The sequence below is a fragment of the Exiguobacterium sp. s6 genome (assembly GCF_018618155.1).
Lineage (GTDB): Bacteria > Bacillota > Bacilli > Exiguobacteriales > Exiguobacteriaceae > Exiguobacterium > Exiguobacterium mexicanum_A.
Genome location: NZ_JACSLN010000007.1, coordinates 1 through 25,060 on the forward strand (window position 1 = coordinate 1; position 25,060 = coordinate 25,060).

Annotated in this window: 22 protein-coding genes and 2 tRNA genes; 1 reads left to right on the forward strand and 23 read right to left on the reverse strand. The window is 52.2% G+C overall.

Features of this window, described 5'->3' with window-relative positions; translation table 11 throughout:
• Window positions 1-206, forward strand: a 206-nt coding sequence (locus KNP75_RS15210) for a hypothetical protein (RefSeq protein WP_215190756.1), incomplete at its 5' end; no start/stop codon positions are given.
• Window positions 207-324: 118 nt separating this feature from the next.
• Here the strand turns inward: KNP75_RS15210 and lysS are convergent.
• The 23 genes from lysS to mfd all read right to left on the reverse strand — a co-directional run bounded on the left by lysS (window position 325) and on the right by mfd (window position 25,017).
• Complete coding sequence (lysS, locus tag KNP75_RS15215) at window positions 325-1,815, reverse strand: lysine--tRNA ligase (RefSeq protein WP_215190757.1); 1,491 nt, start codon at window positions 1,813-1,815, stop codon at window positions 325-327.
• Window positions 1,816-1,960: 145 nt separating this feature from the next.
• Window positions 1,961-2,899 carry a tRNA dihydrouridine synthase DusB gene (gene dusB / locus KNP75_RS15220; RefSeq protein WP_233005531.1) on the reverse strand — a complete coding sequence of 313 codons (939 nt, stop codon included), beginning with the start codon at window positions 2,897-2,899 and terminating at the stop codon, window positions 1,961-1,963.
• A 79-nt stretch (window positions 2,900-2,978) separates the two neighbouring features.
• On the reverse strand, window positions 2,979-3,482 hold the full coding sequence (folK, locus tag KNP75_RS15225; RefSeq protein WP_215190758.1) for a 2-amino-4-hydroxy-6-hydroxymethyldihydropteridine diphosphokinase: 504 nt from the start codon (window positions 3,480-3,482) through the stop codon (window positions 2,979-2,981).
• Entirely contained in the window at window positions 3,479-3,844 is a 366-nt protein-coding gene (folB, locus tag KNP75_RS15230) for a dihydroneopterin aldolase (protein ID WP_034781816.1), read from the reverse strand. The genes folK and folB overlap by 4 nt, the downstream gene beginning before the upstream one ends.
• Entirely contained in the window at window positions 3,837-4,622 is a 786-nt protein-coding gene (gene folP / locus KNP75_RS15235; RefSeq protein WP_215190759.1) for a dihydropteroate synthase, read from the reverse strand. Before folP ends, folB begins: the two co-directional genes overlap by 8 nt.
• Window positions 4,619-5,449, reverse strand: a complete 831-nt coding sequence (locus KNP75_RS15240) for an aminotransferase class IV (RefSeq protein WP_215190760.1) — start codon at window positions 5,447-5,449, stop codon at window positions 4,619-4,621. Before KNP75_RS15240 ends, folP begins: the two co-directional genes overlap by 4 nt.
• Window positions 5,433-6,017, reverse strand: a complete 585-nt coding sequence (gene pabA / locus KNP75_RS15245; RefSeq protein ID WP_215190761.1) for an aminodeoxychorismate/anthranilate synthase component II — start codon at window positions 6,015-6,017, stop codon at window positions 5,433-5,435. Before pabA ends, KNP75_RS15240 begins: the two co-directional genes overlap by 17 nt.
• Window positions 6,014-7,393, reverse strand: a complete 1,380-nt coding sequence (locus KNP75_RS15250) for an anthranilate synthase component I family protein (RefSeq protein ID WP_353049044.1) — start codon at window positions 7,391-7,393, stop codon at window positions 6,014-6,016. The genes pabA and KNP75_RS15250 overlap by 4 nt, the downstream gene beginning before the upstream one ends.
• Window positions 7,394-7,487: 94 nt before the next feature.
• Window positions 7,488-8,441, reverse strand: a complete 954-nt coding sequence (cysK, locus tag KNP75_RS15255) for a cysteine synthase A (protein WP_021068192.1) — start codon at window positions 8,439-8,441, stop codon at window positions 7,488-7,490.
• 86 nt (window positions 8,442-8,527) lie between these two features.
• Window positions 8,528-9,454 (reverse strand): Hsp33 family molecular chaperone HslO, encoded by a 927-nt coding sequence (gene hslO, locus KNP75_RS15260; protein ID WP_285800851.1) that lies wholly within the window; start codon window positions 9,452-9,454, stop codon window positions 8,528-8,530.
• A 20-nt stretch (window positions 9,455-9,474) separates the two neighbouring features.
• On the reverse strand, window positions 9,475-10,239 hold the full coding sequence (locus KNP75_RS15265) for a type III pantothenate kinase (RefSeq protein ID WP_021068190.1): 765 nt from the start codon (window positions 10,237-10,239) through the stop codon (window positions 9,475-9,477).
• A gap of 94 nt (window positions 10,240-10,333) precedes the next feature.
• Entirely contained in the window at window positions 10,334-12,361 is a 2,028-nt protein-coding gene (gene ftsH, locus KNP75_RS15270) for an ATP-dependent zinc metalloprotease FtsH (RefSeq protein ID WP_034781808.1), read from the reverse strand.
• A 105-nt stretch (window positions 12,362-12,466) separates the two neighbouring features.
• On the reverse strand, window positions 12,467-13,012 hold the full coding sequence (hpt, locus tag KNP75_RS15275; protein ID WP_021068188.1) for a hypoxanthine phosphoribosyltransferase: 546 nt from the start codon (window positions 13,010-13,012) through the stop codon (window positions 12,467-12,469).
• A gap of 35 nt (window positions 13,013-13,047) precedes the next feature.
• A complete protein-coding gene (gene tilS / locus KNP75_RS15280) occupies window positions 13,048-14,277 on the reverse strand; it encodes a tRNA lysidine(34) synthetase TilS (protein ID WP_251128390.1) in 1,230 nt (409 codons plus the stop codon).
• Between the two features lie 68 nt (window positions 14,278-14,345).
• Window positions 14,346-14,417 (reverse strand) — tRNA-Glu (locus tag KNP75_RS15285).
• 9 nt (window positions 14,418-14,426) lie between these two features.
• A tRNA-Met gene (locus KNP75_RS15290) sits at window positions 14,427-14,503 on the reverse strand.
• Window positions 14,504-14,645: 142 nt separating this feature from the next.
• Entirely contained in the window at window positions 14,646-17,048 is a 2,403-nt protein-coding gene (locus KNP75_RS15295; protein ID WP_215190763.1) for a YhgE/Pip domain-containing protein, read from the reverse strand.
• A 196-nt stretch (window positions 17,049-17,244) separates the two neighbouring features.
• Complete coding sequence (locus tag KNP75_RS15300) at window positions 17,245-17,781, reverse strand: S1 domain-containing RNA-binding protein (RefSeq protein WP_034781804.1); 537 nt, start codon at window positions 17,779-17,781, stop codon at window positions 17,245-17,247.
• A gap of 74 nt (window positions 17,782-17,855) precedes the next feature.
• Entirely contained in the window at window positions 17,856-18,230 is a 375-nt protein-coding gene (locus KNP75_RS15305) for an FtsB family cell division protein (protein ID WP_034781803.1), read from the reverse strand.
• A gap of 45 nt (window positions 18,231-18,275) precedes the next feature.
• Window positions 18,276-18,548: an RNA-binding S4 domain-containing protein gene (locus tag KNP75_RS15310; RefSeq protein ID WP_021065741.1), complete on the reverse strand. Its 273-nt coding sequence runs from the start codon at window positions 18,546-18,548 to the stop codon at window positions 18,276-18,278.
• A complete protein-coding gene (yabN, locus tag KNP75_RS15315) occupies window positions 18,545-19,960 on the reverse strand; it encodes a bifunctional methyltransferase/pyrophosphohydrolase YabN (RefSeq protein ID WP_215190764.1) in 1,416 nt (471 codons plus the stop codon). The genes KNP75_RS15310 and yabN overlap by 4 nt, the downstream gene beginning before the upstream one ends.
• Window position 19,961: 1 nt before the next feature.
• The gene (locus tag KNP75_RS15320) at window positions 19,962-21,509 is read right to left on the reverse strand and encodes a polysaccharide biosynthesis protein (RefSeq protein ID WP_215190765.1); all 1,548 of its coding nucleotides are present in this window, start codon (window positions 21,507-21,509) and stop codon (window positions 19,962-19,964) included.
• Window positions 21,493-25,017, reverse strand: coding sequence for a transcription-repair coupling factor (mfd, locus tag KNP75_RS15325; protein WP_215190766.1), 3,525 nt, complete (start codon window positions 25,015-25,017; stop codon window positions 21,493-21,495). The genes KNP75_RS15320 and mfd overlap by 17 nt, the downstream gene beginning before the upstream one ends.
• Window positions 25,018-25,060: the final 43 nt, after the last annotated feature.

Here is a 25,060-nt window from a genome sequence, read left to right on the forward strand (position 1 = left end):
GATATAGCTCTTTAAAAATGACGAAGCTTGCGCTTCATTCAAAAATTGTAAAACTTTTTTGCCTCATCGTTCAGTTTTCAAAGTTCGTCTGTCGCTCATTGGCGACTCTTAAAATAATACAAGTCATCGACACAGTTGTCAACCACTTTTTTTATTCTTTTCCGCTGCCATCAGCGGCAACGTTTATTACTTTACCGCATCCCTAAATAGAACGCAAGACTTTTTGCAAAAGTTTTTCTAAAAAAGTTTTTAGCCTCTTTAACCCGGCAACATTCTCCATAGAAAAACCTCTCGCCCGTAAGAGCGAGAGGTTAAAACGATTCTTTACTGTTGATGTCTCATCGTCGGGAACAATAGAACATCACGAATCGATGGTGCATTCGTCAACAACATGACGAGGCGATCGATTCCGATTCCAAGACCGCCCGTTGGCGGCATTCCGTATTCGAGTGCCTCAAGGAAATCGTTGTCCAATTCATGGGCTTCGTCATTCCCTGCTTCTTTCTCAAGAAGTTGAGCTTCGAAACGCTCACGCTGATCAATCGGATCATTCAATTCCGTGAAGGCGTTAGCATGTTCACGACGAACGATGAACAATTCGAATCGATCCGTGAAGCGTGGATCTGTATCGTTCTTTTTCGCCAATGGCGATACTTCGACAGGGTGACCTGTGACAAACGTCGGTTGTAACAATGTTTCTTCGACTTTCTGCTCAAAGAATTCATTGACGATGTGGCCGAATGTCATATGGTCTTGAATCTCGACACCGTGCTCTTTTGCAAGCTCACGTGCATCTTCATCAGACATCTGTTGCCAGAAATCGACGCCTGTTTCTTCTTTAACCAAGTCGACCATGTGCGCACGTTTCCAACCGACAGCCAAATGAATCGTATCTTCTCCATATTGAACGTCCGTCGTGCCAAGCACTTCTTGGGCTACGTGAGCTACGAGTTCTTCCGTCAAATCCATGATGTCATTATAGTCCGCATACGCTTCATACAATTCAATCATCGTGAACTCTGGGTTATGACGTGTTGAGATCCCCTCATTACGGAAAACACGACCAATCTCATACACGCGCTCGAGACCACCGACAATCAAGCGCTTCAAATGAAGCTCGATGGCGATTCGCATATATAATTCCATATCAAGTGCATTATGGTGCGTCAAGAACGGACGGGCCGCCGCTCCACCTGCGATTGTATGCAACATCGGCGTTTCGACTTCCAAGTAACCGCGATGGTTCAAGAAATTCCGAATTTCCGAGATGATGCGGCTACGCAGAATAAACGTTTGACGCGAATCGTTATTCGTAATCAAATCCAAGTAGCGCTGGCGATAGCGTTGCTCCACATCTTTTAAGCCATGATATTTATCAGGAAGCGGACGAAGTGCTTTTGTTAAGAGTTCGAACTCTTCAACATGAATCGACAATTCGCCGACGTTCGTCTTGAACAACTTCCCTTTCACACCGACGATGTCACCAAGGTCAGATGATTTGAATAAATCGAACGGTTCGTCACCTACGTCATTTTTACGAACGTAAATTTGGATTTGTCCTGTGACGTCTTGGATGTGGGCAAAGAAGACTTTCCCTTTTCCACGTTTCGTCATGATTCGTCCGGCAAGCGTCACTTCGACGTCTTGTTCGGCCAAGGCTTCTTTTTCAATCGCCTCATATTGTTCATGTAATTCACCGGCGTGGGCAGAACGTTCGAACCGACGTCCGAACGGGTCAAGCCCTTGTTCACGCATCTCGGTCATTTTTTCAAACCGAACCTGCATTTGGTCATTCATTTCCAACTCGTGACTCACTACTCCATTCACTCCTCTATACGTATTGGGGATGTCTAATAAAAAACTGTCAGCCTCACGGCCAACAGCACAGCCTAAACCGTTTGCTTGTGTGGTTCACTTTTTCGCCAAACAAGCTTACCACAAATCAATTTTTTTCACTAGTTCACACTTCTTGCATTTGTCGCTCGAGCTGTTCCACAAAATGATACAACACGATGCCAAAAGCATCTCGCGATTCCGTTTCGTTGATTTGCTTCCGAACCGGGCCGCTGCCTTTCAACCCTTTCAAGTACCACGCCGCATGTTGACGCATCTCGCGAACGGCCGTCACTTCTCCTTTGATGGCAATCAAGCGATCGAGGTGCAACATACAGATGTCGATTTTTTCACGCGCCGCTGGTTCTGGCGGAAGTTCACCCGTTTCCAAATACTGCACCGTTTGATACAGCATCCATGGGTTACCAAGTGCTGCCCGCCCGATCATGACGGCATCGACACCGTAGTGATCAATCGCATGTTTTGCTTCTTGAGGTGTCGAGATATCGCCGTTACCGATAATCGGAACCGTCGCAATCTTCTTGGCTTCGCCAATCCAATCCCAATTCGCTGTTCCTTCATATTGTTGAGACCGCGTACGACCATGAATCGCAATCGCCGCCGCTCCTCCAGATTGAGCCGCCCGAACATTGTCGAGAATATAAATATGGTCTTCGTCCCAACCGAGGCGCATTTTGACCGTGACCGGCTTATCGACCGCTTGCGACACGGCGTTCACCATCTCATAAACTTTATCCGGGTCAAGCAACCATTTGGCACCCGCCTCACACTTCGTGACTTTCGGGACTGGGCAACCCATATTGATATCAATGATGTCCGCATTCGTGTTTTGATCCACGTACTGAGCCGCTCTGACGAGTGTGTCTTTCGAACCACCAAAAATCTGAAGGCTGAGCGGCTTTTCCCGTTCATCGACGTAGAGCATCCGGAGCGTTCTTGCGTTCTCCAATAAAATCCCTTTATCGCTGACCATTTCAGCACAGACGAGTCCCGCGCCAAATTCTTTAGCGATCAAACGAAACGCAGGGTTTGTCACTCCGGCCATCGGGGCAAGGACGGCGCGGTTCTTTATATCGATATTACCAATTTTGAACCCTGACACTTCTCCACTTCCTTTGCTAACGTTAAACCGAGTTGACCAATGATTGTAACGGTCCGAGACGGACGACATCTTGCCGTTCCGACTCAGGGAGGGCTTCAAGTAATGCCCGCACCGTCATTCCCTTTACCTCGACCACCGGAGCAATCTCCGCGAACGGGGCAAGTACAAAAGCGCGTTCATGCATCCGTGGATGCGGAACAGTTAACTGCTTCGATTGTATATCTTCGCTGTTATAGACCAAGATGTCAAGGTCGATTGTACGCGGTCCGTTTTTAAATAACCGCTCTCTCCCTAGGTCCCGTTCAATCTGTTGGAGTCGAAGCAAGGCCGCCTCCGCCGAAAGAACCGGCTCGACTTCGACGACCATATTATAGAAAGATGGCTGATCTGTGTATCCGACCGGTGCCGTCTCATATACGGATGACTCTTTCGTCACCTGAAGACCGTTTACCGCCATCGCTTGAATCGCTTCTGCCAGATAGTTGGCACGCTCCCCAATGTTCGAGCCCAGCGCTACGTACATCATACGTTCCGTCTCCGTGTCATCTCAATTGCGACTGAGTCATAATGACCCGGGATGGGCGGGTCCGGCTTGATCACTTTGACGGTGACGCTTTGAATCTTGTCGCTGTGGGCCAAAACAGCCGTCGTGATGCGCTCGCCTAGCGCCTCAAGTAGATTGACTGGCTCCCCGGTGACGATGTCTTCCGTCAATTGATAGAGACCGGCGTAGCTGACCCCGTCTGATAAATCATCCGATTGTCCCGCCGGCGCCAAATCCAACTCACACATCAAATCGATGTTAAACCGTTGACCGAGTCGATTCTCTTCTTCAAACACACCGTGATAGCCATAGAAACGCATCCCATTCACAAACATCTTATCCAATTTGTCCGCCTCCCAGCATCGCGTCCATCATGAGTGACGCTCGTTTATTCTCTCTTACGTCATGGACCCGAATCCACGCACAGCCTTTCATGATGCCTAGACACGTCGTCGCCAGTGTCCCTTCCAGTCGTTCTTCGGTCGGTAAATCAAGCGCTTGCCCGATAAATGATTTCCGCGACGTTCCGAGTAACACCGGATAACCGAGGTTCGTGATCACGTCGAGTCGATTCATCAACTCCATGTTTTGCGCATAGTCTTTCGCAAAGCCGATTCCCGGGTCTAACCAAATCATCTCATCCGGCACACCGGCCGCTTGGGCGATTTCAATCGATTCGTACAAGTCACCGACGACCTCCTCAATGAAATGGCCATAATTTCGATTGTCGCGATTGTGCATCAAGATGATGGGAACGTTAAACGCCCGTGCCACTTGTGCCATCGATTGATCGCCCCACTTCGAGCCCCAGACGTCATTGATGATATCGGCCCCGGCTTCTAATGCCACCTTTGCCACCACCGGTTTGTACGTATCGATCGAGATGAGCACGTCGAGCTCTTGCTTCAGTTGACGAATGACAGGAATGACTCGCTCGATTTCTTCTTCCGCCGAGACGAACCGGGCTCCCGGCCGTGTCGATTCCCCGCCGATATCAATCGCGTCCGCTCCGTCTTGAACGAGTTGCTTGGCGTGAGCGACCGCCTGTTCGAGCGCCGTATACCGTCCTCCGTCCGAAAACGAGTCCGGCGTCACATTTAAAATGCCCATGATTTTTGTCATCGCGTTTCTTCCCTTTCAATCGCATGCAACAAGACAGACCAACATGCTTTAAATTTTGCCCCGTCTTTTCCTGGATAACTGTTCCCGGCATAGTCTGTGACCGGAGCAATCTGTTGAACCGAATTGGTCAACCAAATCTCGTCTGCCTGTGTAAGTTCCGCAAACGTCACATCACGTTCCTTCACATCAAACGTATCCATCACCCAACGTCGCGTGACCCCAGCCAGAGGTCCCGTCGCGAGCGGCGTCGTCCAAAGTTGGTCAGCTTCGACCCAGAAGATATTCGAGACAAGCCCTTCTACGACATGTCCTGAGTCATCGGCGAACAGTCCTTCCGCCTCCCGATCAACAAGCGTGCGCTTCCCTAATATATTGTTCATATAATGATGGGATTTTAAGCGGAATGCCGCTTCGGGCCGACTTCTTGGAAACGGGATGGCTTCCAGCCGTTTTTCCGTGGGCTGGAACGATTCCGGTAACGGCTTGACGAGCAGTGTCACGTTTGGACGAGTGTAGCGTCCGTCGTAGAGTCCAAGTGGCGCCACCCCCGCGGACACGTTCAAGCGCACATACAGGTTCGGGGTCCCGTTTTGACGAACGACGTCTTGAATCGCCTGCTCCATCTCTTGTTTCGTATACGGTAAATCAATCCATAGTTCCGCTAAGCTCTTTTCGAGACGTTCCCAGTGAAGATCAAACAAGAACGGGATGCCATTGAACGTTCGAAACGTCTCGAACAGGCCCATCCCATATAAAAATCCGTGATCTTCCACCGGAATCGTTACTTCAGAGCTGCCCCGCAGTTCGCCGTTATGCCAAAGCCACATGACGATACACCTCGACGAAATTACGAATCATGTCTTTGCCGTGTTCTGTCAAAATCGCTTCCGGATGAAACTGGACCCCTTCAATTGGTAACGTTTCATGTCGAAGCGCCATGACCTCTCCAAGGCTCGTTTCCGCCGTGACTTGCAAGCACGATGGCAGCGAGTCTCGTTCGACTGCGAGCGAATGGTAGCGTGTCACGATTGTCTGTTGCGGGATGCCGTTAAACAGCGTGTTTCCGTCATGTTGAATCGCTGACGTCTTGCCATGCATGAGCCGCTCGGCATGAACGACTTTTCCGCCGAACGCTTGAGCAATCGCTTGATGTCCGAGACAGACGCCAAGAATTGGGATGCGACCGGCAAACGCCTGAATCGCATCGATGCTGATACCCGCCTCACTCGGTGTGCACGGACCAGGCGAAATGACGAGATAACTTGGGGCGAGCGCTTCAATTTCCTCGATCGTGATGTCATCGTTACGACGGACGACGAGTTGTTCACCGAGCTCCCCAAAGTATTGAACTAAATTGTATGTGAACGAGTCATAGTTATCGATGAGTAAAATCATACCGTCGCCTCCGTCATTTCTTTCGCTGTCCATAGCGCTTTCGCCTTGGAAAGTGATTCGGCGTACTCCGCTTCAGGATCCGAATCAATCACAATCCCGGCACCAGCCTGAACATGGGCGATTCCGTCCTTCACGACCATCGTCCGAATCGTGATGTTGAACACGAGGTCATCATCCCAACTAAGCCAGCCGTATGAGCCGGTGTAAATCCCACGCCGGACCGGTTCGAGTTCCTCGATGATTTCCATCGTCCGGATTTTCGGCGCCCCGGTGATGGTGCCGCCCGGGAACATCGCGCCAAGTGCTTCGGCTCCCGATACGCCGTCCCGCATCAGACCGCGCACGTTCGAGACGATATGTTGGACGTGCGAGTACTTCTCGATGACCATCAGTTCATCGACATGCACTGTCCCGTAAGCCGCGACTTTGCCCAAGTCGTTTCGTTCAAGGTCGACGAGCATGACGTGTTCGGCCCGCTCTTTCTCATTGTCGAGCAGCGTCCGAGCCAGTTCCAGATCTTCCGCCTCATCCCGGCCTCGCGGTCTCGTTCCGGCGATCGGACGGGTCGAGATGGCGGCGCCATGTTTTTCAATCAACAGTTCTGGTGAAGCCGACACCATCGTGAGCGAGTCGTCAACGAAATAACCCATATACGGTGAAGGGTTCACTTTCCGGAGCGTGTCGTAGATGTGACGCGGGTGTGCGAGCAGCGGTTCCGACTGCCGGACGCTCAAATTCACTTGGAACACATCGCCCTCGACGATGTAGTCTTGAATCTTTTGCACGGCCGCAACGAATTCATCCTGTGACAGCGAACGGGATCGCTCGACCGTTCCGCTCGTAAGCGGCGGAAACGCATAATGTGTTTCTGTTCGCCAAAGGGCGGCAAAGCGCTCGAGCTTCGCCTCCGCTTGCTCATCGGCCGTGACCATCACGTATAAGAGTGACTCTTCTTCATCGAAGACCGCTACTTCATCGAACAGCAAGAATGAAACGTCTGGTGTTGCCAAATCGTCTTCCGCTTGCCGTGGTAAACGTTCGAGGGTACGGGCTACATCATAGCTCACATAACCGATCATCCCGCCGAAAAATGGGGGAGCACCTGCTGGTCGATCGGTGGCGTAGCGGGCTCGCACCGTTTCGACGATGTCGAGCGGCTCACCGTGCATCGTCTCTGTCACATCAGAGGTGATGAACGTCCCGATTCCATCTTTCACGTGAAGCGTAGCGAACGGCTCAATCCCGGCCATCGTATAGCGGCCGACGCGTCCGCTCTCTAACCACGCATAGTGCTTCTTCCCTTCCGTCAATGTCATATATGTGTCGTACATCTTCTCTTTTGTCATACTCATGGTTTTGAACGCTGTTTGTCTCACGCCACATTCCCCCGTTCCACTGATTCATGCCTTTAATTGTACACAAGAAAAGGCAGTTACCGAAAGAAGTTGTCTCCCGGTAACTGCCGTTTGTTTATGAGCGAACGCTATCTGATTCTTCATCGAATTGATAGAGCGGTGTGCTGAGGTAGCGTTCTCCGTTTGACGGGATGATTGCCAGCACGTTTTTCCCTTTGCCGAGACGTTTCGCCGTATCGACAGCCGCTGCGATCGCCGCCCCAGATGAGATGCCTCCGAGCACGCCGTTCGTTTTGGCCGCAAGACGTGCGTATTCGAACGCCTGATCGGTCGTGATTTGAAGGACACCTTCATAAATCTCTGTATCGAGAATCGACGGGATGAACCCGGCCCCGATTCCTTGGATTTTATGCGGGCCTGGTTTACCACCCGACAAGACCGGTGAATCGACCGGTTCGACCGCTAAGATTTGAACGTTCGGATAGTGGGCTTTCAACACTTTACCCGCTCCCGTGATTGTTCCGCCTGTCCCGACGCCGGCGATGAACGCATCGACTTGAAGGCCTGACGCATCGAACGCGTCGACGATTTCAGGTCCCGTCGTCATCTCGTGCACGTTCGGGTTGGCTTCATTGTTAAACTGCTGCGGGAGGAAATAACCGTTTTGTTCAGCCTCTTCCGTCGCACGGCGAATCGCTCCGCCCATCCCTTCAGGACCCGGCGTCAAAATAAGTTCGGCGCCGTAGCCACGAAGCAAATTGCGACGTTCCATGCTCATCGTTTCCGGCATGACCAAAATCGCTTTATAGCCTTTGGCCGCACTGACCATGGCGAGACCGATTCCCGTGTTCCCACTGGTCGGTTCGATAATCGTATCTCCTGGTTTCAAGACCCCTTCTCGTTCCGCCGCTTCAATCATAGCGAGCGCAATCCGGTCTTTTACGCTAGAGCCCGGGTTCATATACTCCAATTTTAAGTAAACCGTGGCATCTTCAGCGCCAGTCAATCCATTCAACTTCACAATCGGTGTCTTTCCAATCAAGTCTGTTACTGAATCTACGATACGCATTTTATTTCCTCCTCCATAATTCCGACTATTCCGATATTGTAATCATACCCTATCAGATTCAAAATATGCAATTTGGAGCAAAGCGGTCAGCGTGCTTGTTGTTTCATCGTTTCTAATTGTTCCGCCGAGAAGTGGTATTTCTCGCCACAGAAGTGACAAACCGCTTCAGCGCCGCCATCCTCTTCAATCATGTGACGAATCTCTTCGGCACCGAGCCCGATAATCGCGCTTTCCATACGGTCGCGACCACATGTGCAATTGAATTGGACCGGCTTTTGATCCAACACTTCGAGGCTGTCGCCAAGGAGCATATGGAGCATCTCTTCCGGTGTCTTCTCTTCTCCGATGAGCACCGACACTGGCGGGAACGTTTTGAGCGCCTGCTCAAGCGCTTGAATCGTCTCTTCTGACGCATCCGGCATCAATTGAACGATAATGCCACCGGCCGCAAGAATCGATTCATCTTCCGGGAGGACGAGCACACCCGCACCGACGACTGACGGCACTTGTTCTGACGTCGCGAAGTAGTACGTGAAGTCTTCGCTAATCTCACCCGTTTGAATCTCAGACGAGCCGCCGACAAAATCTTTTAAACCGAGGTCTTTAATCACCGAAATCGTACCGCGTCCGACGACTTCACCAACTTTCAGCTTCGTCAAACCGTGATCATTCACGAACGTGCCGCCTTCGACACGAGGATGTGACACGTAACCACGTACGTCTCCCGCCGTATCAGCATCGACGATGATTTTCCCGATTGGTCCATCGCCTTCGACTTTGAGCGTCACGCGAGCGGCACCTTTTTGCATCGCACCGATCATCGTCCCGATCGTCATCGTGCGGCCGAGCGCTGCTGAAGCGACCGGTGTCGTCTGGTGACGGAGTTGCGTTTCAAAGATCGTTTTCGTCGTCCGGACGGCAAACGCGCGGACTTCCCCGTTGAACCCGAGGGCACGGACGAGGTAATCGGCTTTCATTTGGTCAAGTAATGCTTGTTGTTCTGGTTGAATCATATTGAGTAACTCCTTTAAGTTTATTTCTGGTTGCGCTCATAGATGAGACGAAGCCCATCGAGCGTTAAAAATGAATCGACGACATCAATCGTCTCGGCATGCTCGCTAATCAAACGTGCGAGACCGCCTGTGGCGATCACGGTCGCTTCTCCGACTTCACGCTTCATGCGGCCGACAATGCCATCGACTTGTGCGACATAGCCGTAATACGTCCCGGACTGCATCGCTTGAATTGTATTTTTCCCAACGACCGTAGGTGGCGTCGCGAGCTCGATACGAGGTAATTTAGCCGCCCGTTGGTAGAGCGCCTCGACCGAGATCATGATCCCCGGCGAGATAATTCCTCCGTGATAGCGGCGATTCTCATCGATATAGCAGTATGTCGTCGCCGTACCGAAATCGACGATGATGAGCGGTCCATCATACTTGGCGATTCCAGCGACCGCGTTAACGATGCGGTCCGCTCCGACTTCGCGCGGATTGTCGACATGAATGTCGAGACCGGTTTTCACGCCGGGACCGACGACGATTGGCCGGACGTTGAAATAACGTTGCGACATCTGCTCGAGCGGAAAGATGACCGGTGGGACGACCGAAGATAGAATCACGCCGTCAATCTGATCGAACGAAACGTTCGAATGATCGAACAGCGATTTCACGAGCATGCCGTATTCATCGGTCGTTTTCGTGCGGTCGGTCGAGATGCGCCAATGATGGACGAGCGTCTCGCCGTCATACATCCCAAGGACAATATTTGTATTCCCAACATCAATCACTAAAATCATGATAGCGTTCCTCACTTTGTTGTCAATTACAGTTCGCTCGAATTATAACACGAAAAAAGACGAATGCCTTGTTTAGGGCATTCGTCTCTTACACTTAGCGTGATTCGTTGTTCGGGCGTTCCGTCGGCGTCGCTTCCGGCTTATCGCCTTCAGGGACAACGTCCGGCTTCGCTTCTTGAACGACTCCAGGCTGATCGATGACTTGTCCGTGCTTGACGGCCGCCTCATCTTTCTTCGCTTCGTCGCTTGCATCATCTTTCGATGGTTCAGACGGCTCTTCCGGTTCGTGCGGAAGGTATTCGCGCGTCTTAATCAAGTGACGAATCTGTTTCGAATCGAGCGTCTCGACTTCGAGCAACGTCTTCGCGACGAGCTCAAGATCGTCTTTACGATCCGTCAAGATTTGTTTCGCTTTGGCGTAACAACGGTTGATGATATCACGAATCTCGAGGTCGATGTCTTGTGCAATCGCATCCGAGTAGTTCTGTTCCGTTTGGAAGTCACGGCCGAGGAAGACTTGTCCACCATGGTTTGACCCAAGTTGGAGCGGCCCGAGCTTATCGCTCATCCCGTAATCCATGACCATCTTCCGGGCGATACCAGTCGCACGTTGGAAGTCATTACTTGCTCCTGTTGACACTTCACCGAAGATGACGTCTTCCGCCACGCGGCCCCCGAGGAGACCGACGATTTTATCTTCAAGCTCAGGTTTCGTCATGAAGTAGCGATCTTCTTTTGGAAGCATGACGACATAGCCGCCTGCGTTACCGCGAGGAACGATCGTCACTTTATGCACTTCATCTGCATTCTCAAGTTCAATCCCGATAATCGTATGACCCGCTTCATGATAGGCGACGATTTGTCGTTCTTTCTCCGAGATGACACGGCTCTTCTTAGAAGGACCGGCGATGACGCGGTCAATCGCTTCCTCAACATCCACGACTGATACCGCTGAACGGTCAGACCGGGCTGCGACGAGCGCTGCTTCGTTCAATAAGTTTTCAAGGTCAGCACCTGAGAATCCAGGTGTCCGCTGCGCAATCGACTTCAAGTCGACTGTCGAATCAAGTGGCTTGTTGCGCGCATGAACTTTGAGTACCGCTTCACGGCCTTTCACATCCGGACGATCAACCGTGATTTGACGGTCAAAACGGCCTGGGCGAAGAAGGGCCGGGTCAAGAATATCCGGACGGTTCGTCGCGGCAATCATGATGATGCCTTCGTTGTCACTGAATCCATCCATCTCGACAAGAAGTTGGTTAAGCGTTTGTTCACGCTCGTCATGGCCACCACCGAGGCCGGCGCCACGTTGACGTCCGACCGCATCGATTTCATCGATAAAGATGATACACGGTGCGTTCTTTTTCGCATTCTCGAACAAGTCACGTACACGTGACGCCCCGACACCGACGAACATTTCGACGAAGTCAGAACCTGAGATTGAGAAGAACGGTACACCGGCTTCTCCTGCAGCTGCACGAGCGAGCAATGTTTTACCTGTTCCCGGAGGACCGACAAGCAAGACACCTTTCGGAATCCGTGCCCCGAGTTTCGAGAACTTGCGAGGATCTTTCAAGAATTCAACGACTTCGATGAGCTCTTGCTTCTCTTCATCCGCTCCGGCAACGTCTTCAAACGTCACACGGCGCTTCTCTTGATCGTATAATTTCGCCTTCGATTTCCCGAAGTTCATCACACGACCGCCACCACCGCCACCTTGGGCTTGGTTGAGCAAGAAGAAGAATAAGATGAAGATGATGATGAACGGTAAGATCGCGAATACGATGCTGAACCAGCTACCACTCGACTCTGCTTCTTCGATTTGGATGTCGGTATCCGCGCGAAGTGACGAGAGCACTTCGGCGTATTCGGCCTCGTTGGCCGGGATATTCGTTTCAAAACGCTGATCTTCGTCTCCTGTTAGATCTCCTGTAATTGAGATGGCTCCCGGAATTTCTTGTACGGTTGCCGTTTCAATCCGACCTTCTTCCACATATTCCAAGAACTTCGAATACGTAAGCGTCTCGCTCTGGCTATTCGGGTTTTGTAAATATTGAAGGAACAAGATCAAGGCTAGGAAAATCACACCGAAAACTAAGGTGTTTTTCACTGCACGATTCATTCTCTGCCTCCTATTCCGAGAAACGATGTTCTCGCCCATTCAGTATATGTGTATACTTTGGGTATTTCTTTTATCTTAACACGACGCATTTTCAAAAGAAAAACGTTAGCCCCCGTAAATGCTCGGCTTGAGCACACCGACGTACGGAAGGTTACGATATTTCTCTTCGTAATCGAGACCATAGCCGACAACAAACTCGTGCGGAATAACGAAACCGCTATAATCTGCCGACAATCCGTTCTTGCGGCCCGTCGGTTTATCGAGAAGCGTCACGATTTTAACCGATTTGGCTTTGCGGTACTTGAGCAAGTCGACGAGATAGCCGAGCGTGAGTCCACTATCAATGATATCTTCTACAATCAAGATGTCGCGTCCTTCTACAGATGTATTTAAATCTTTCTCAATTTTAACTTCACCCGTCGATGACGTTCCGCCATGGTACGTCGACACGTCCATGAAATCCATTTCTAAATGGATGTCCATTTCTTTGACGAGGTCTGACATGAATGGCATCGCACCTTTTAACACGCAGACGAGGAGTGGGAACTCTTCTTTATATTCTTCGCTAAGTGTTGTAGCGAGTTCTTTCACTTTACCTTGAATCTCTTCGCTTGAAATCAGTACTTTCTCCATATCGTTCATTAATGACATCTTAAAATCCTCCTCTTTCTTATCCGACACAATCATCATTTTACCATTAATCGTGGGCACATCGCACCCGACTTATCCGGAAAATCGGAAACTCTTACCCCTACTATAGCGATAATCCGTCCCGTTGCGTCAACTACCAATGGGACAAAAGGCCGTTTTTCTCGCGGAATCTTCGCGTCAATGAAGATGCGGGCGACTTTTTTCGTCCCGACGGACAGTTTCATTGCGTCTCCAGCCTCGACAGAACGGATGATCAACGGCAACTCGATCGCCTCGAGCGGGATGCCATGTGCCTCTTCGACGATTTCAAGTGAAAATCGACTCTCACCGAACGTTACGCATGCTGGGAACGTCGTCACCACTAGTTCAGTCGGGAGAGGCAGCGGTCGATCGGTTGTCTGCAATGACAAGTTTCCACCTTGTTTCCAAAGTTGCCACGGACCTTCTAAATCAAAGTGTCCTGACCCTCGTGGATTCTCAAGAAGACGTTCCATCGCTTCTCCTACCTCTACCCCATATCGAGTAGAGAGCAATCGCCCCACGACGTGTCGCTCAAACCGATCTAAACCGAGCACGTCGTCTAGTTTCACATGAAACGCTTTCATCTCAAAATGAACTGAGGTATCCATCCACATCTCCATCCGTCGATAACGAGCGTCCCATAGTTCGCGCTGACGCCTTGCCGTCTCGCTCACGACGTAAACGAGATCCGGTCGAGCGGCGAGGAGTTGCGGGACGAGCTGATGCCGCAGCTTGTTTCGTAAGTAATCCGCTTCGGCATTGCTCGCATCTTCTCGCCATTCGAGACGATGTCGATTGGCGTAGGCAATCAGTTCTCGTTTCGTTTCCGATAGGAGCGGGCGGACGAGCTCCCCTCCTGCGAACGGACGACACTCGGGAATTCCTGTTACTTCGACGACGTTACGGTGTAGTTGAATGAGAACCGTCTCGAGTTGGTCGTCCGCATGATGAGCCGTCATCAGTTGTGTATATCCGAACGCACGCATGACTTCTTCAAAGAATGCATAACGTGCTGTCCGGTAAGCAGCTTGTGAACCACCGTTCGGGAAAGCGAGCCGTTTGCCATGAAACGGCACATCGTACGAGTCGGCCAGACGTCGCACAAATTCATACTCTTCATCCGACTCGAGACGCAATCCGTGATGGACGTGGACCACCCCGATCTCAAGACCGCTCTGGACAGCACGGTCTAACAAGACGACCGAATCGACTCCACCTGACACAGCAATCAATACTTTCGTCATCCGTCGCCCTCCTTGATATAACAAAAGAAGCCATCTCGAGTGAGATGGCTTCTTTTCGCTTAGGTAAGTGACCCGTACGGGATTCGAACCCGTGTTACCGCCGTGAAAGGGCGGTGTCTTAACCGCTTGACCAACGGGCCTAAATAAAATGGTAGCGGCGGAGGGAGTCGAACCCACGACCTCACGGGTATGAACCGTACGCTCTAGCCAGCTGAGCTACACCGCCATGTTATTGTTGTGTCCTAAGCACATTTTCTATAATAACCAGTACCCACGCCAGTGTCAATTCTTTTTTAAAAGTTTTTTTACAAAAAAATCGTGTATAGTGTCGTCTTATCCACTATACACGATTTTCAGTTCGTTGTGCATCACGCTTCTGACGTCGTCAGCCGATATTTTTTCTTCCAGGCAATGTGGAAATAACCCCAAAGCAAGAAGAAACAAATAGCCGATACAAACGCTAGATATACGATAGCTTGTTGCAAATAACTCCAACCGTCTGCTGACAAAATCTCTTTATAGCCAGCAACCGTATACGTCATCGGCAACCAGGCGTTGAATGGTTGTAACGCGCTCGGAATGAGTTCGAGCGGGAACGTTCCGGCCGACGTCGTCAGTTGCAGGATCAATAGGACGATGGCCACGAAACGACCTGGGTTCCCGAGTGTCGTGACGAGCAGTTGTACGATCAACAAGAAAGTGATGCTGACGAGCCAACTGAATCCGAAGAACTGCAGCGGTGCCTCGACTTCAAGTCCGAGTAGCATGACCATCGCCACATCTAAGACAAGCGCTTGAACAAAGCCGACCACGAGTAGGACACCCGATTTCGAGACGAGCCACGACAGGCTCCGTTTCGGCTTACCAGCCGGATCGTACAGCGGGTAGACGATCGAGAGCAAGAGCGCCCCGACGAATAGACCGAGTGACATGAAATACGGTGCAAAGCCCGTTCCGTAGTTCGGCACCTTATGAATCGAGTCGTTGACGACTGTGACCGGTCCGGCCATCATGTCAACGTTATCGTCTCGAATGTCGATTGCGGCTGCTTCGGCCCCATCGGCGAGCGCGTCCCGTAACTTGCTGTTGCCAGCCGCAAGTTCGGACACTCCGTCTGCGAGCTGGTCGCTACCTGACTGAAGGTCTTTACCGCCCTCTGCCAAACGTACAGCGCCGTCCGCAAGTGTGTCCGTTCCGTCACCCGCACTCTTCGCTCCGTCCGCGAGTTTTGAACTTCCTTCTGAAAGAGCTCCTGTCGCTTCGGTCAGACGGTCACTACCGGTCGCAAGTTCGGACGTCCCGTCTTTCAACTCTCCGACCCCGGCATTTATTCGGTTGCTCGCGGCAGCCAGCTCTTTCGAACTCGTAGCGGCCGTTTGAGCCCCTTGTTCCACTTGTGTCGACCCATCCGCCAACGCCTGTGCCCCGCTTGCGAGCTCGGCTTGTCCGTCACGTAACGTCACCAGTCCCGAAGCAAGTTCATTGGCACCGGCCTCTGCTTGCGTCAATCCGTCACCGAGCGCGGCCTGTCCTTCTTTCACACGCGTCGCTCCCGCTGCCAGTTCATCGAACCCGGCTGCGGTCGCTGTTTGACCTTCCGCCAATTGGGTTACGATTGCCTGTAGCATCTCTGGTGAAGCAGGTTGTCCTGCCTCGGCGAGTGCTGCCAGCTGGGTGATCAACTGGTCTTGGCTGGCCAACATCTCCGTCTTCATCCGACCGATTCCGGCCATGAGTTCCGTCTCACCTGCCAATAGAGCAGCATTGCCTTCTTTCGCCGCTGTCATCGCGGCCGCCAACTCATTCGAACCGGCGCTTAGTTGAACACTGCCGTCCTTCGAGCGCTGAATCCCGGCCGCGAGTTGTTGAACGCCTTGATTGAGATAAGCCGTCCCGCTGTGCAATTCCTCCAACTTCGAAGCGAATGTATCTGTCCCTTCGACGAGTTGGTTCGTCCCGTCTTGAAGGGCGGACGCCCCGTCATTTACTTGACGAGCCCCGTCCGATAAGGCGGCACTGCCATCATGTACTTGTCGGCTTCCGTTCGCCAACTCGGTCGTCCCTGCCTCGAGTTGCGCGACACCTTTATTCAATTGACTCGCTCCGTCGGCCAACTCCTGTTGTTTCGAAGCGAGCAGCGCAGTCCCGTCGGCCAACTCGGTCGCGCCGTTCTCGGCCGTCTTCGAACCGTCTGCTAGTTTCGCAGCCCCGGTTGCGGCGTCATCGAGCCCAGAAGCGGCATCTTGAATTCCGTCACGCATCGCGCTGACGTACTGTTTGGCGACCTCGGTCGATAGTTCGCCTTTCACTTGTTCCATCGCCGAACCTCCGATTTGAGCCGCTAAAAAGTTATACGACTCATTGGCGATGTATTTCAGTTCGAGCTTCTCCGGCTCTTTATCGAGCGCGGTCGTCGCTTTTTCCGAGAAATCCGCCGGGATCTCAATCGCCATGTAATAGTCATGGTCGTCCAATCCTGACTCAGCCTCTCGTTTTGTCGTCTCGACAAATTCGAACGCATCAGATGTCTTTAATTTCTCTACGAGTTCATCACCGATAGTCAGTTGTTTCCCATCGAACGTTGCACCCTGGTCCTCGTTCACGAGTGCCACCGGCAAGTCTTCCATTTGTCCATACGGGTCCCAAAAAGCCCATAAAAACATCCCGGCATACATGAGCGGCACGAGCGCGACCGCGAGAATCGGAATCCATACCCGTCGATCTTTCCCGATACTGCGCCATTCTGCTGTCCACAGTTTCCATCCATTCATTTCAACTCTCACCTTTCACTTATAAAACATAACTATTTTTTTCATGTTCCCTATTGTGCTCGCTTCCTTTCAAAAATGCAACCCTTTTTAGTTATTTTTCATAACAAAAAAATAGACGACAAAAAACCACAGACTGTGACAGTCTGTGGTTCGTCGTCTTTATTGTTACGAGTAGAAGCTGATGGTTTACGAAGGGTTACCCGCGCTTGGCTCCACGTCCACCGCGTTTTGAGTCAGTTTGACGTTTTAACGTTGTCAAGCGCTCGTCGCTATCTTTCAAGAACTTGCTCATCAACGTATCGAACGTTTCTGGTTCACGGCGTACTTCACGACGTCCGCCACCACCACGTGGACCGCCACCGCGAGGACCGCCGCCACCGCGTGGGCCACCTTGTCCTGGACCACCTGGGCGTGGGCCGCCTTGACCCGGGCCGCCTGGGCGTGGGCCACGAGAGAAACGCTCGCCGGCTGGGCGCTCTGGGCGTTCACTGACAGGACGATCGACGGCCTTTTTGATAGACAACCCGATTTTGCCATCGTTTTCGACGTTCAAGATTTTGACCGTCACTTCTTGACCGACCGTTAGAACCTCATTGATGTCTTTGACGTAAGAATCTGCCACTTCACTGATGTGCACCAAACCCGTTTTGCCATTTGGAAGCTCTACGAACGCTCCGAAATGCGTAATCCCTGTAACCTTACCTTGTACCTTGCTTCCTACTTCAATTGACATAAAATAATGTACTCCTTTTTTGATTGATTCCCTACAATTATACGAGTCGATTCGTCAACGGTCAACGAACCCACTTATTCCTCTGGTGAGAAGTAAAAAATAATCTCGCCATCTTTCGAGAACAACAACTCGTTGCGCGCTAGATTGGCGATGTATTCTTCGTCTTGTAAACGCTCGACCTGCTCTTTTAGTTCTGACTGTTCGTCCTTCGTTTCCCGAAGTTCGACTTGCGCTTCATTTTGTTTCCGTTCTTGCTCGGACACATATCCGACTTTCGAGAAGTAACTCTGACCGATGAAGACAATCATCAACAAAAAGAGAAGCGAGGCTGCAGCCAGGCGGCGTCGAAGATGGATACGTTGCCGGTTCTGTTCTTTTTCCAGCTGTTCTCTTCGTTCATCAAGAGCCCGAATCCGCTGTTTGCGTTCCATCGGGTTACGTCCATTCATCGAATCACCTTCCTCCTGTCCTGTTACGTTCAGTATACCTTTTTTTTACGCTTCCGTACCACTGTTCACCTTTTCTTCTTTGAGCAAGCGGTACATTTCTTTCGCGTCCTCTTTTCGAGCATGCTCGGCAATCGAGTCGATGACAACCGTGACGAGCTTGTTTCCGAAGCGAATTTGCAACTCGTCACCGACTTTGACGTCCGTGCTCGCTTTCGCCACTTGTCCGTTCAACTGAATTCGGCCTTGGTCGGCAACTTCTTTCGCCAATGTACGCCGTTTAATCAAACGGGATACTTTCAAAAACTTGTCTAATCTCATAATCCCTTCTCCTTCGCTTCATCCCAGAGCCGATCCATCTCGTCGAGCGTCATCTCGTCGAGGGAGCCGTTCGCTTCAATGTATTCGAATCGTCTCTTAAATTTTTGGTTGGTCCGTTCGAGCGCCTGCTCAGCGTTCAACTTGAAATAGCGCGCCACGTTGACGATTGAGAACAGGACATCGCCAAGTTCTCGTTCATCTTCCGGCTGACTTCTCCACTCGCGGAGTTCTTCTTCCAACTTCTCGAACGCACCTTGAACATCGTCCCATTCGAAACCGACTTGTGCAGCTTTTTTCTGCAACTGCTCGGCCCGCATCAACCCGGGTTGAGTCATGAGGACACCATCTAGCTGCGATTTTCTTTTTTCCCCTTTTTCCACTTGTTTAATCGCATTCCAATTCGTCACGACGTCATCGGCATCGTTTACTGTCACGTCACCGAACACGTGGGGGTGACGGCGGACCATCTTCTCGCTGACGGCGCCAATGACGTCCCGGATATCGAAATAGCCTTCGTCCGCCCCGATTTGGGCGTGGAGCATGACTTGGAGCAAAACGTCACCGAGCTCTTCTACAATCGCATCATCGTCTTCCGCGTCGATCGCTTCAATCAACTCATATGCTTCTTCAAGCAAATATTTGCGGAGCGACTCGTGCGTCTGCTTCCGATCCCATGGGCACCCGTCCGGTCCGCGGAGCGTCGCAATAATATGCTTCAACGTCGAAAACTCGCGCGCCAAATGCGTCTCATCCATGAGCGGAGGCACATAGAGCGTCGTCAAGTTGTCGACTTCTGCCACGCGGTCCATCTCGTAGAGCGGGATTTCACTGACCCGCTCGCTTTTCGTCCCGGCGGCCGTCACGAGTTTAACGATGTGCTCATCTGGATAACGTTCCATCAACTGGACTTTCACGTCTCCGGCCACGAACCCATCATACACTTGGCCAATCAACACATGTTGGGTCACTTGAATCCGTTCCACATCGAGCGCGGTCGCATCAAGCAATTGGAAGCCGTTAATCGGATCGATGCGCAGGGCTTGGAACATGGCGTCCAAAAAGCTCTGACCGCCGAGAAACGTGACGTCCGCACCTTGCTCGACGAGCAGTTCGACGGTCCGCTCCGCTACGAACGGATGACCTGGTACAGCATAGGTGATGGCCAACTCCTCACTCTTGTCGAGCAACGTCTCAACGATTTTGGCATACACTTCCTCAAACGTATCGCACGACTCGTAAATCGAGTCGAACGATTCAAAGTGGACCCCTTCCGTCTCCAGCTCTTGAACGACCGGATGTTCTTTCGTACGCAACCAAACGAGAGGTTGCTGTTTCAAATGACGATAGACACCGAGCGGCAATTGCTCGAGTTCGCCGGACCCGAGGCCGACGACCGTAATTCCGTAACTCATATCAGTTCTCCTTTTTCTCTAGCAGATTGATGAGACGACCTCCGAACGGGATCATTTCCCACTCGTCTATCGTCAAGATTTGTTCTTTCCATAACCGCCAGACATAACTGCCAGCCCCGACTACGAGCATAAAGCCGAGCCAAGCGAGAGCATCGAGACGATTTGGCAGCCAGTTCATTATGATGACATTCAAACCGAACAAGACACCCCCCATTGGCGCCACCGTTTTGATGAGACGCCCATAGTGTCGAAATCGGAGCATGCCAAGCGGAATGATTTGATCGAGCCGATTGAAATTGAAGGCGGCCATCGTTAAAAAGGCAAGGGATGTCCCGAGGGCAGCCCCTTCGATGCCATAGGGAGGGACGAGCCACAGATTGCTGACGAGTTTGACACCGATCGCGAGAATCATACCGACAGCGGCCGTCCGTTCCCGGTCAATCGCCTGTAGGCACGTCATACTCGCCACGGCAAGCGAAGCAGCAAACGTACTTGTCGCCAACAGAACGAGTGCCATTGTCCCAGCGGCATTTTCGAATAAGGCAATGTTTAATGGAAGCATGACACCCATCAAGCCGATGGTCGCCGCTGCGGCGACTGTCGTCGTCACACGGATCATCGAGCTGAGTCCGGATGACGTCGCCTCGACACGACCAGCCCGGTAATGGCGCACCAAATTTGGCACGTTCGCCATCCCGAGAGCCGTCGTGAAAAGAATCGCAAATTGAACGAGCGGATAACCTCGGTCAAATACCCCTTTCCCGACTTTCGCGGCGTAGTCTCCACCCATCAGATTGACAATCGTGAATGAGTCGACGAGCTGCATCCATAAAATCCCGAGCGAGGCGAAGCCAACGGCAAAGCCGGTCGTCAGTAAAATCCGAAGGACAGACCGCAACGTCGCACGTTGGACCGGGACGACCCGCAGCTTCTTCGCCCACAACGATAAGATGATAATCGCCACCACACCTCCGACGAGCGTCGCCGCGTACGCGTACCGGCTCAGCGTATAGGCGTCTTGTCCAAAGCGGACGCCAATCAACAGAGCGCCGAGCAGAACTGTGACACGGACAAGGTTCTCGAGCACTTGCGAGATGGCGCTTGGCCTTAAGTCATCGACCGATTGGAACGAACCGCGGAGCACCGCCAACGCGGGCATAAGCAAATAGCTGAGGCTGATCACGCGTAACGTCGGTGCGAGCTGCATGTCACCGAGAAGACGGGCAATCGCCGGTGCGAGCATCCACATCGCGACGACAAGGGCGAAGCCGAGGCCGAGTAAGACATAAAAACTCCCCCACAACACCTCGAGCTTGCGTCTCGGCCCTTGGGCCCCGACACCAATTTTCGCAATCACGACCGGCATCGCATACATGCCGAGCGAGGCGACGATCGCAGCAAACGGGTATACCGTCTGATAGGCGTATAAGCCAAAGTCTCCGGCGATGTTTTGGTACGGGACCCGATAAGCGAAGCTGATGAATTTTGAAAGATAGCCCGCAAGCGCAAATAAGATGACCCCGGTCGCAAATTTACTTGGCGACCGCATGGGCCAACCTCTTCACAAGCTCCTCGAGTACCGTATCGGCATCGTTCAACAGTTCGATGACCGGCATCCTGCCGCTAAGCGACAACTTGAGAGCACCGTTGTCTTGACCGACGCCAAGTTTCCGACCGAGCGGCATCGTCCACTCCATGAACGACGGCACGTCGAGCGCTGTCGTCGATTCGAGCGACAATACCATCTCAATGCGACCCGGCGTCTGTTTGATGCGCGCCACTTTCGCCATCTCGCCATAGATGCGCAGACGCGTCAGTTGGATGAGGAGGGCGACAGGCTCCGGGAATTCCCCGAACCGTTCGATCAACTCGTCTTGGAGGGCGAACAGCGCCTCTGGTGTATCGACATATTTGAAGCGTTTGTACATCTCGATTTTCAATTCGCTGTCTGACAAATACTCGTCCGGGATATACGCGTCCGCTTGGAACGCAATCTCCGGTTTGAAGACGACTTGTTTCGCCTGGCCGCGCATCCGGTCTTTCCGTTCTTCGATGGCTTCGGACAACATTTGCGAGTATAAGTCGAATCCGACCGAATCGATGAACCCGGACTGTTGGGCCCCGAGCAGATTGCCGGCACCGCGAATCGATAAGTCGCGCATCGCAATCTTGAACCCGCTCCCGAGCTCCGTGAACTCTTTAATGGCCTGTAGCCGGCTCTCCGCGACCTCGGTTAAGCGTTTATCTTTCCGATACGTGAAGTAGGCGTAGGCGATTCGGTTGGAACGACCGACACGACCGCGCAACTGGTACAACTGTGACAGTCCCATCTTGTCCGCATCGTGGACGATGAGCGTGTTCACGTTCGGGATATCGATGCCGGTCTCGATGATCGTCGTCGAGACGAGCACGTCGGCTTCTCCTTCGAGGAAGCTGATAAGCTGGCTCTCGAGTTCAGTCTCGGTCATCCGACCGTGTGCCGTCGCGATCCGTGCTTCCGGTAACAAAGCGCGAATCTCTTCAGCCTTCCGCTCGATACCTTCGACCCGGTTATAGAGGAAGAACGCCTGCCCGCCTCGCGCGAGTTCACGCTCGAGTGCCTCACGCAAGACGATACCGTCGTATTCCATGACGTACGTCTGCACCGGGTAGCGGTTCTCCGGCGGTGTCTCAAGCACTGACAAGTCCCGAATCCCAATCATCGACATGTGGAGCGTCCGCGGGATCGGTGTCGCCGTCAGCGTCAAGACGTCGATATTTGTCTTCAACTGTTTGAGCCGTTCTTTATGCTTAACCCCGAAACGCTGTTCTTCATCGATGATGACGAGTCCGAGGTCGGCGAACGTCACATCTTTCGACAAGACGCGGTGCGTCCCGACGACGACGTCAATCGTCCCTTCCTTTAGACCTTTCTTTGTTGCCGCCATCTCGCTTTTTGAGCGGAAACGGCTCATGACCGAGACGTTGATTGGAAACTCACTGAACCGTTCGAGCATCGTCTCGTAGTGCTGTTGTGCGAGTACGGTCGTCGGCACGAGGAACGCGACTTGCTTCCCAGCGAGCACAGCTTTGAACGCGGCTCGAATCGCCACTTCCGTCTTTCCGTAACCGACATCGCCACAAAGGAGACGGTCCATCGGCCGTGATCGTTCCATATCGGCTTTGATTTCGGCGATGGAACGGACCTGGTCTTCTGTCTCCGCATACGGGAACGAACCTTCAAATTGGCTCATCTCTTCGTCATCACCTGGGAACGCATAACCGACGGACGCTTCCCGCGCCGCATACAACTTAATCAGCTCGTCGGCGATATCTTCGACCGATTTGGCGACTTTCGATTTGACCTTCTTCCACTCGGTCCCACCGAGCTTATAAATCTTAGGCTCTTTGCCTTCCGCCCCGACGTACTTTTGGACGAGATCGATTTGGTCGACCGGGACGTAGAGCGCATCGTCACCGGCATAGACGAGATGTAAGTAGTCTTGATGAATGCCGCCGACTTCAATCGTTTTGATGCCTAGGTACTTCCCGATCCCGTGATGGATGTGGACGACGTGGTCGTTCGGCTTCAACTCTTGATAACTTTTAATCCGTTCGGCGTTCGTCAAATTCTTCGTCTGTCGTTTCCGCTTCGTGACGCGTTTGAACAGCTCTTCTTCGGAGACGACGACGAGGCGACTCGTCGAGAGCTCGAATCCGCCCTCGATTTGTCCAATCATGACGTGGACATGACGCGGCAACAACTCGCCGTCCACATTTGTGAACGTTGACGAGATGCCATAGTCTTCAAGCAATGCTACCACCTTGTCGGCCCGCGTTTGATCCCCTGCTAAGAAGACGAGACGATGGTCACCTTGTTGCCAACGTTCGACTTCTTGCTTCAGCAAGTGCATCTGCCCGTGAAACGCCGGGAGCGGACGGCAACTGAGGTGGACCGTGTTCGTTTCCGGAATCCCCGACCGTCTCGACGGGAGGAGCGAGAACGCCACTTGCTTCAAATCACGAAACACTTTATGCATCGGAACGGCAAGCGTATAGTTGCTGACAGATTCCCCGCGTTCGATGAGCGACGAGAACCATTCGGCTTCCTCGCGATCTTGCACGTCGGCGGCGTCTTCAATCCGGGCCACTTCATCTAAAATCAAGACAGCATCCGGTCCGACATAGTCGAGGAGTGTCGAGCTATATAGCAGCGGCGTGTACTTTCCAACTTTTTCGGGCGCCTCACCTCGACCGAACTGTTCGATGTCCCGGGCAATCCCGTCCTCGAGTGCTTGACGAATCGTTTCCGTCTCAATCAACGAGAGCGTCCGATCATATTGACGTTCGAGTGCCTGTCCAGCTTTTTTCAATTGTTCTGTCGAAGCGATAAACTCGGTCGCCGGGGGAATGATCGCTTCGGCGACGACCCCGAGTGAGCGTTGTGTCTCAGCATCAAACGTAAAAATCGAATCGACCTCGGTGTCGAACAAATCGATGCGATACGGACGCGCTTCCGTGAGCGGATAGACATCTAAAATGCTGCCGCGGACGGAGAATTCGCCCGGTGCGGTGACGGTAGCCGTTCGTTCATATCCGAGCATAATCAGCGTCTCGGCAAACGGCTTCAAATCGAGCTCTTGACCTGGTTTGATGACTCGATGGCTTGTCCGCCAGTCCGTCGGGCTCGGGATAAAGCGACGTAACCCACCGAGTGGCACGACAAGGACGCCTCCCGTTTCGTCAAGGAGACGTGTTCGAGCTTCAATCCGCGCGGCAAGAAGTTCTGGGCTCGATGTGAGTGACAGTTCTCCAGCAAGCGTCTCATCGATCGGATAAAGCAATGTTTGACTCGGGCCGACGAGCGACTCGAGCTGATCGTACATTTTTTGGGCTTGGTACATGTTATGTGTGACGACCACGAGACGTCGGGGCGAATTTTTCGCCAAACCTGCCAACACGAGCGCTTTGGCACTCGTCGTCAATCCGGTGACGAGTTGACGATCAACTTTTGGCAACCGCTCCCGAATCACATTCGTCTCAGGCAATGCCAACATGAATTTCTCTAAAGCATTCATTTTGATTTCCTCCACCTCATACGACAAAAAAGGGTACGTTGAC

Coding starts and splice junctions, on each gene's coding strand:
- folP (WP_215190759.1), bottom strand. CDS start 4,622: ATGACAAAAATCATGGGCATTTTAAATGTGACGCCGGACTCGTTTTCG.
- folK (WP_215190758.1), bottom strand. CDS start 3,482: ATGATGTACGTAGCGCTGGGCTCGAACATTGGGGAGCGTGCCAACTAT.
- KNP75_RS15295 (WP_215190763.1), bottom strand. CDS start 17,048: ATGAATGGATGGAAACTGTGGACAGCAGAATGGCGCAGTATCGGGAAA.
- hslO (WP_285800851.1), bottom strand. CDS start 9,454: ATGATTCAACCAGAACAACAAGCATTACTTGACCAAATGAAAGCCGAT.
- KNP75_RS15305 (WP_034781803.1), bottom strand. CDS start 18,230: ATGAATGGACGTAACCCGATGGAACGCAAACAGCGGATTCGGGCTCTT.
- pabA (WP_215190761.1), bottom strand. CDS start 6,017: ATGATTTTACTCATCGATAACTATGACTCGTTCACATACAATTTAGTT.
- KNP75_RS15300 (WP_034781804.1), bottom strand. CDS start 17,781: ATGTCAATTGAAGTAGGAAGCAAGGTACAAGGTAAGGTTACAGGGATT.
- KNP75_RS15310 (WP_021065741.1), bottom strand. CDS start 18,548: ATGAGATTAGACAAGTTTTTGAAAGTATCCCGTTTGATTAAACGGCGT.
- ftsH (WP_034781808.1), bottom strand. CDS start 12,361: ATGAATCGTGCAGTGAAAAACACCTTAGTTTTCGGTGTGATTTTCCTA.
- KNP75_RS15320 (WP_215190765.1), bottom strand. CDS start 21,509: ATGCGGTCGCCAAGTAAATTTGCGACCGGGGTCATCTTATTTGCGCTT.
- mfd (WP_215190766.1), bottom strand. CDS start 25,017: ATGAATGCTTTAGAGAAATTCATGTTGGCATTGCCTGAGACGAATGTG.
- tilS (WP_251128390.1), bottom strand. CDS start 14,277: ATGACGAAAGTATTGATTGCTGTGTCAGGTGGAGTCGATTCGGTCGTC.
- hpt (WP_021068188.1), bottom strand. CDS start 13,012: ATGTCATTAATGAACGATATGGAGAAAGTACTGATTTCAAGCGAAGAG.
- KNP75_RS15240 (WP_215190760.1), bottom strand. CDS start 5,449: ATGTGGCTTTGGCATAACGGCGAACTGCGGGGCAGCTCTGAAGTAACG.
- KNP75_RS15265 (WP_021068190.1), bottom strand. CDS start 10,239: ATGATTTTAGTGATTGATGTTGGGAATACAAATATTGTCCTTGGGATG.
- dusB (WP_233005531.1), bottom strand. CDS start 2,899: ATGGCCGGAGTGACAAACCCTGCGTTTCGTTTGATCGCTAAAGAATTT.
- cysK (WP_021068192.1), bottom strand. CDS start 8,441: ATGCGTATCGTAGATTCAGTAACAGACTTGATTGGAAAGACACCGATT.
- yabN (WP_215190764.1), bottom strand. CDS start 19,960: ATGAGTTACGGAATTACGGTCGTCGGCCTCGGGTCCGGCGAACTCGAG.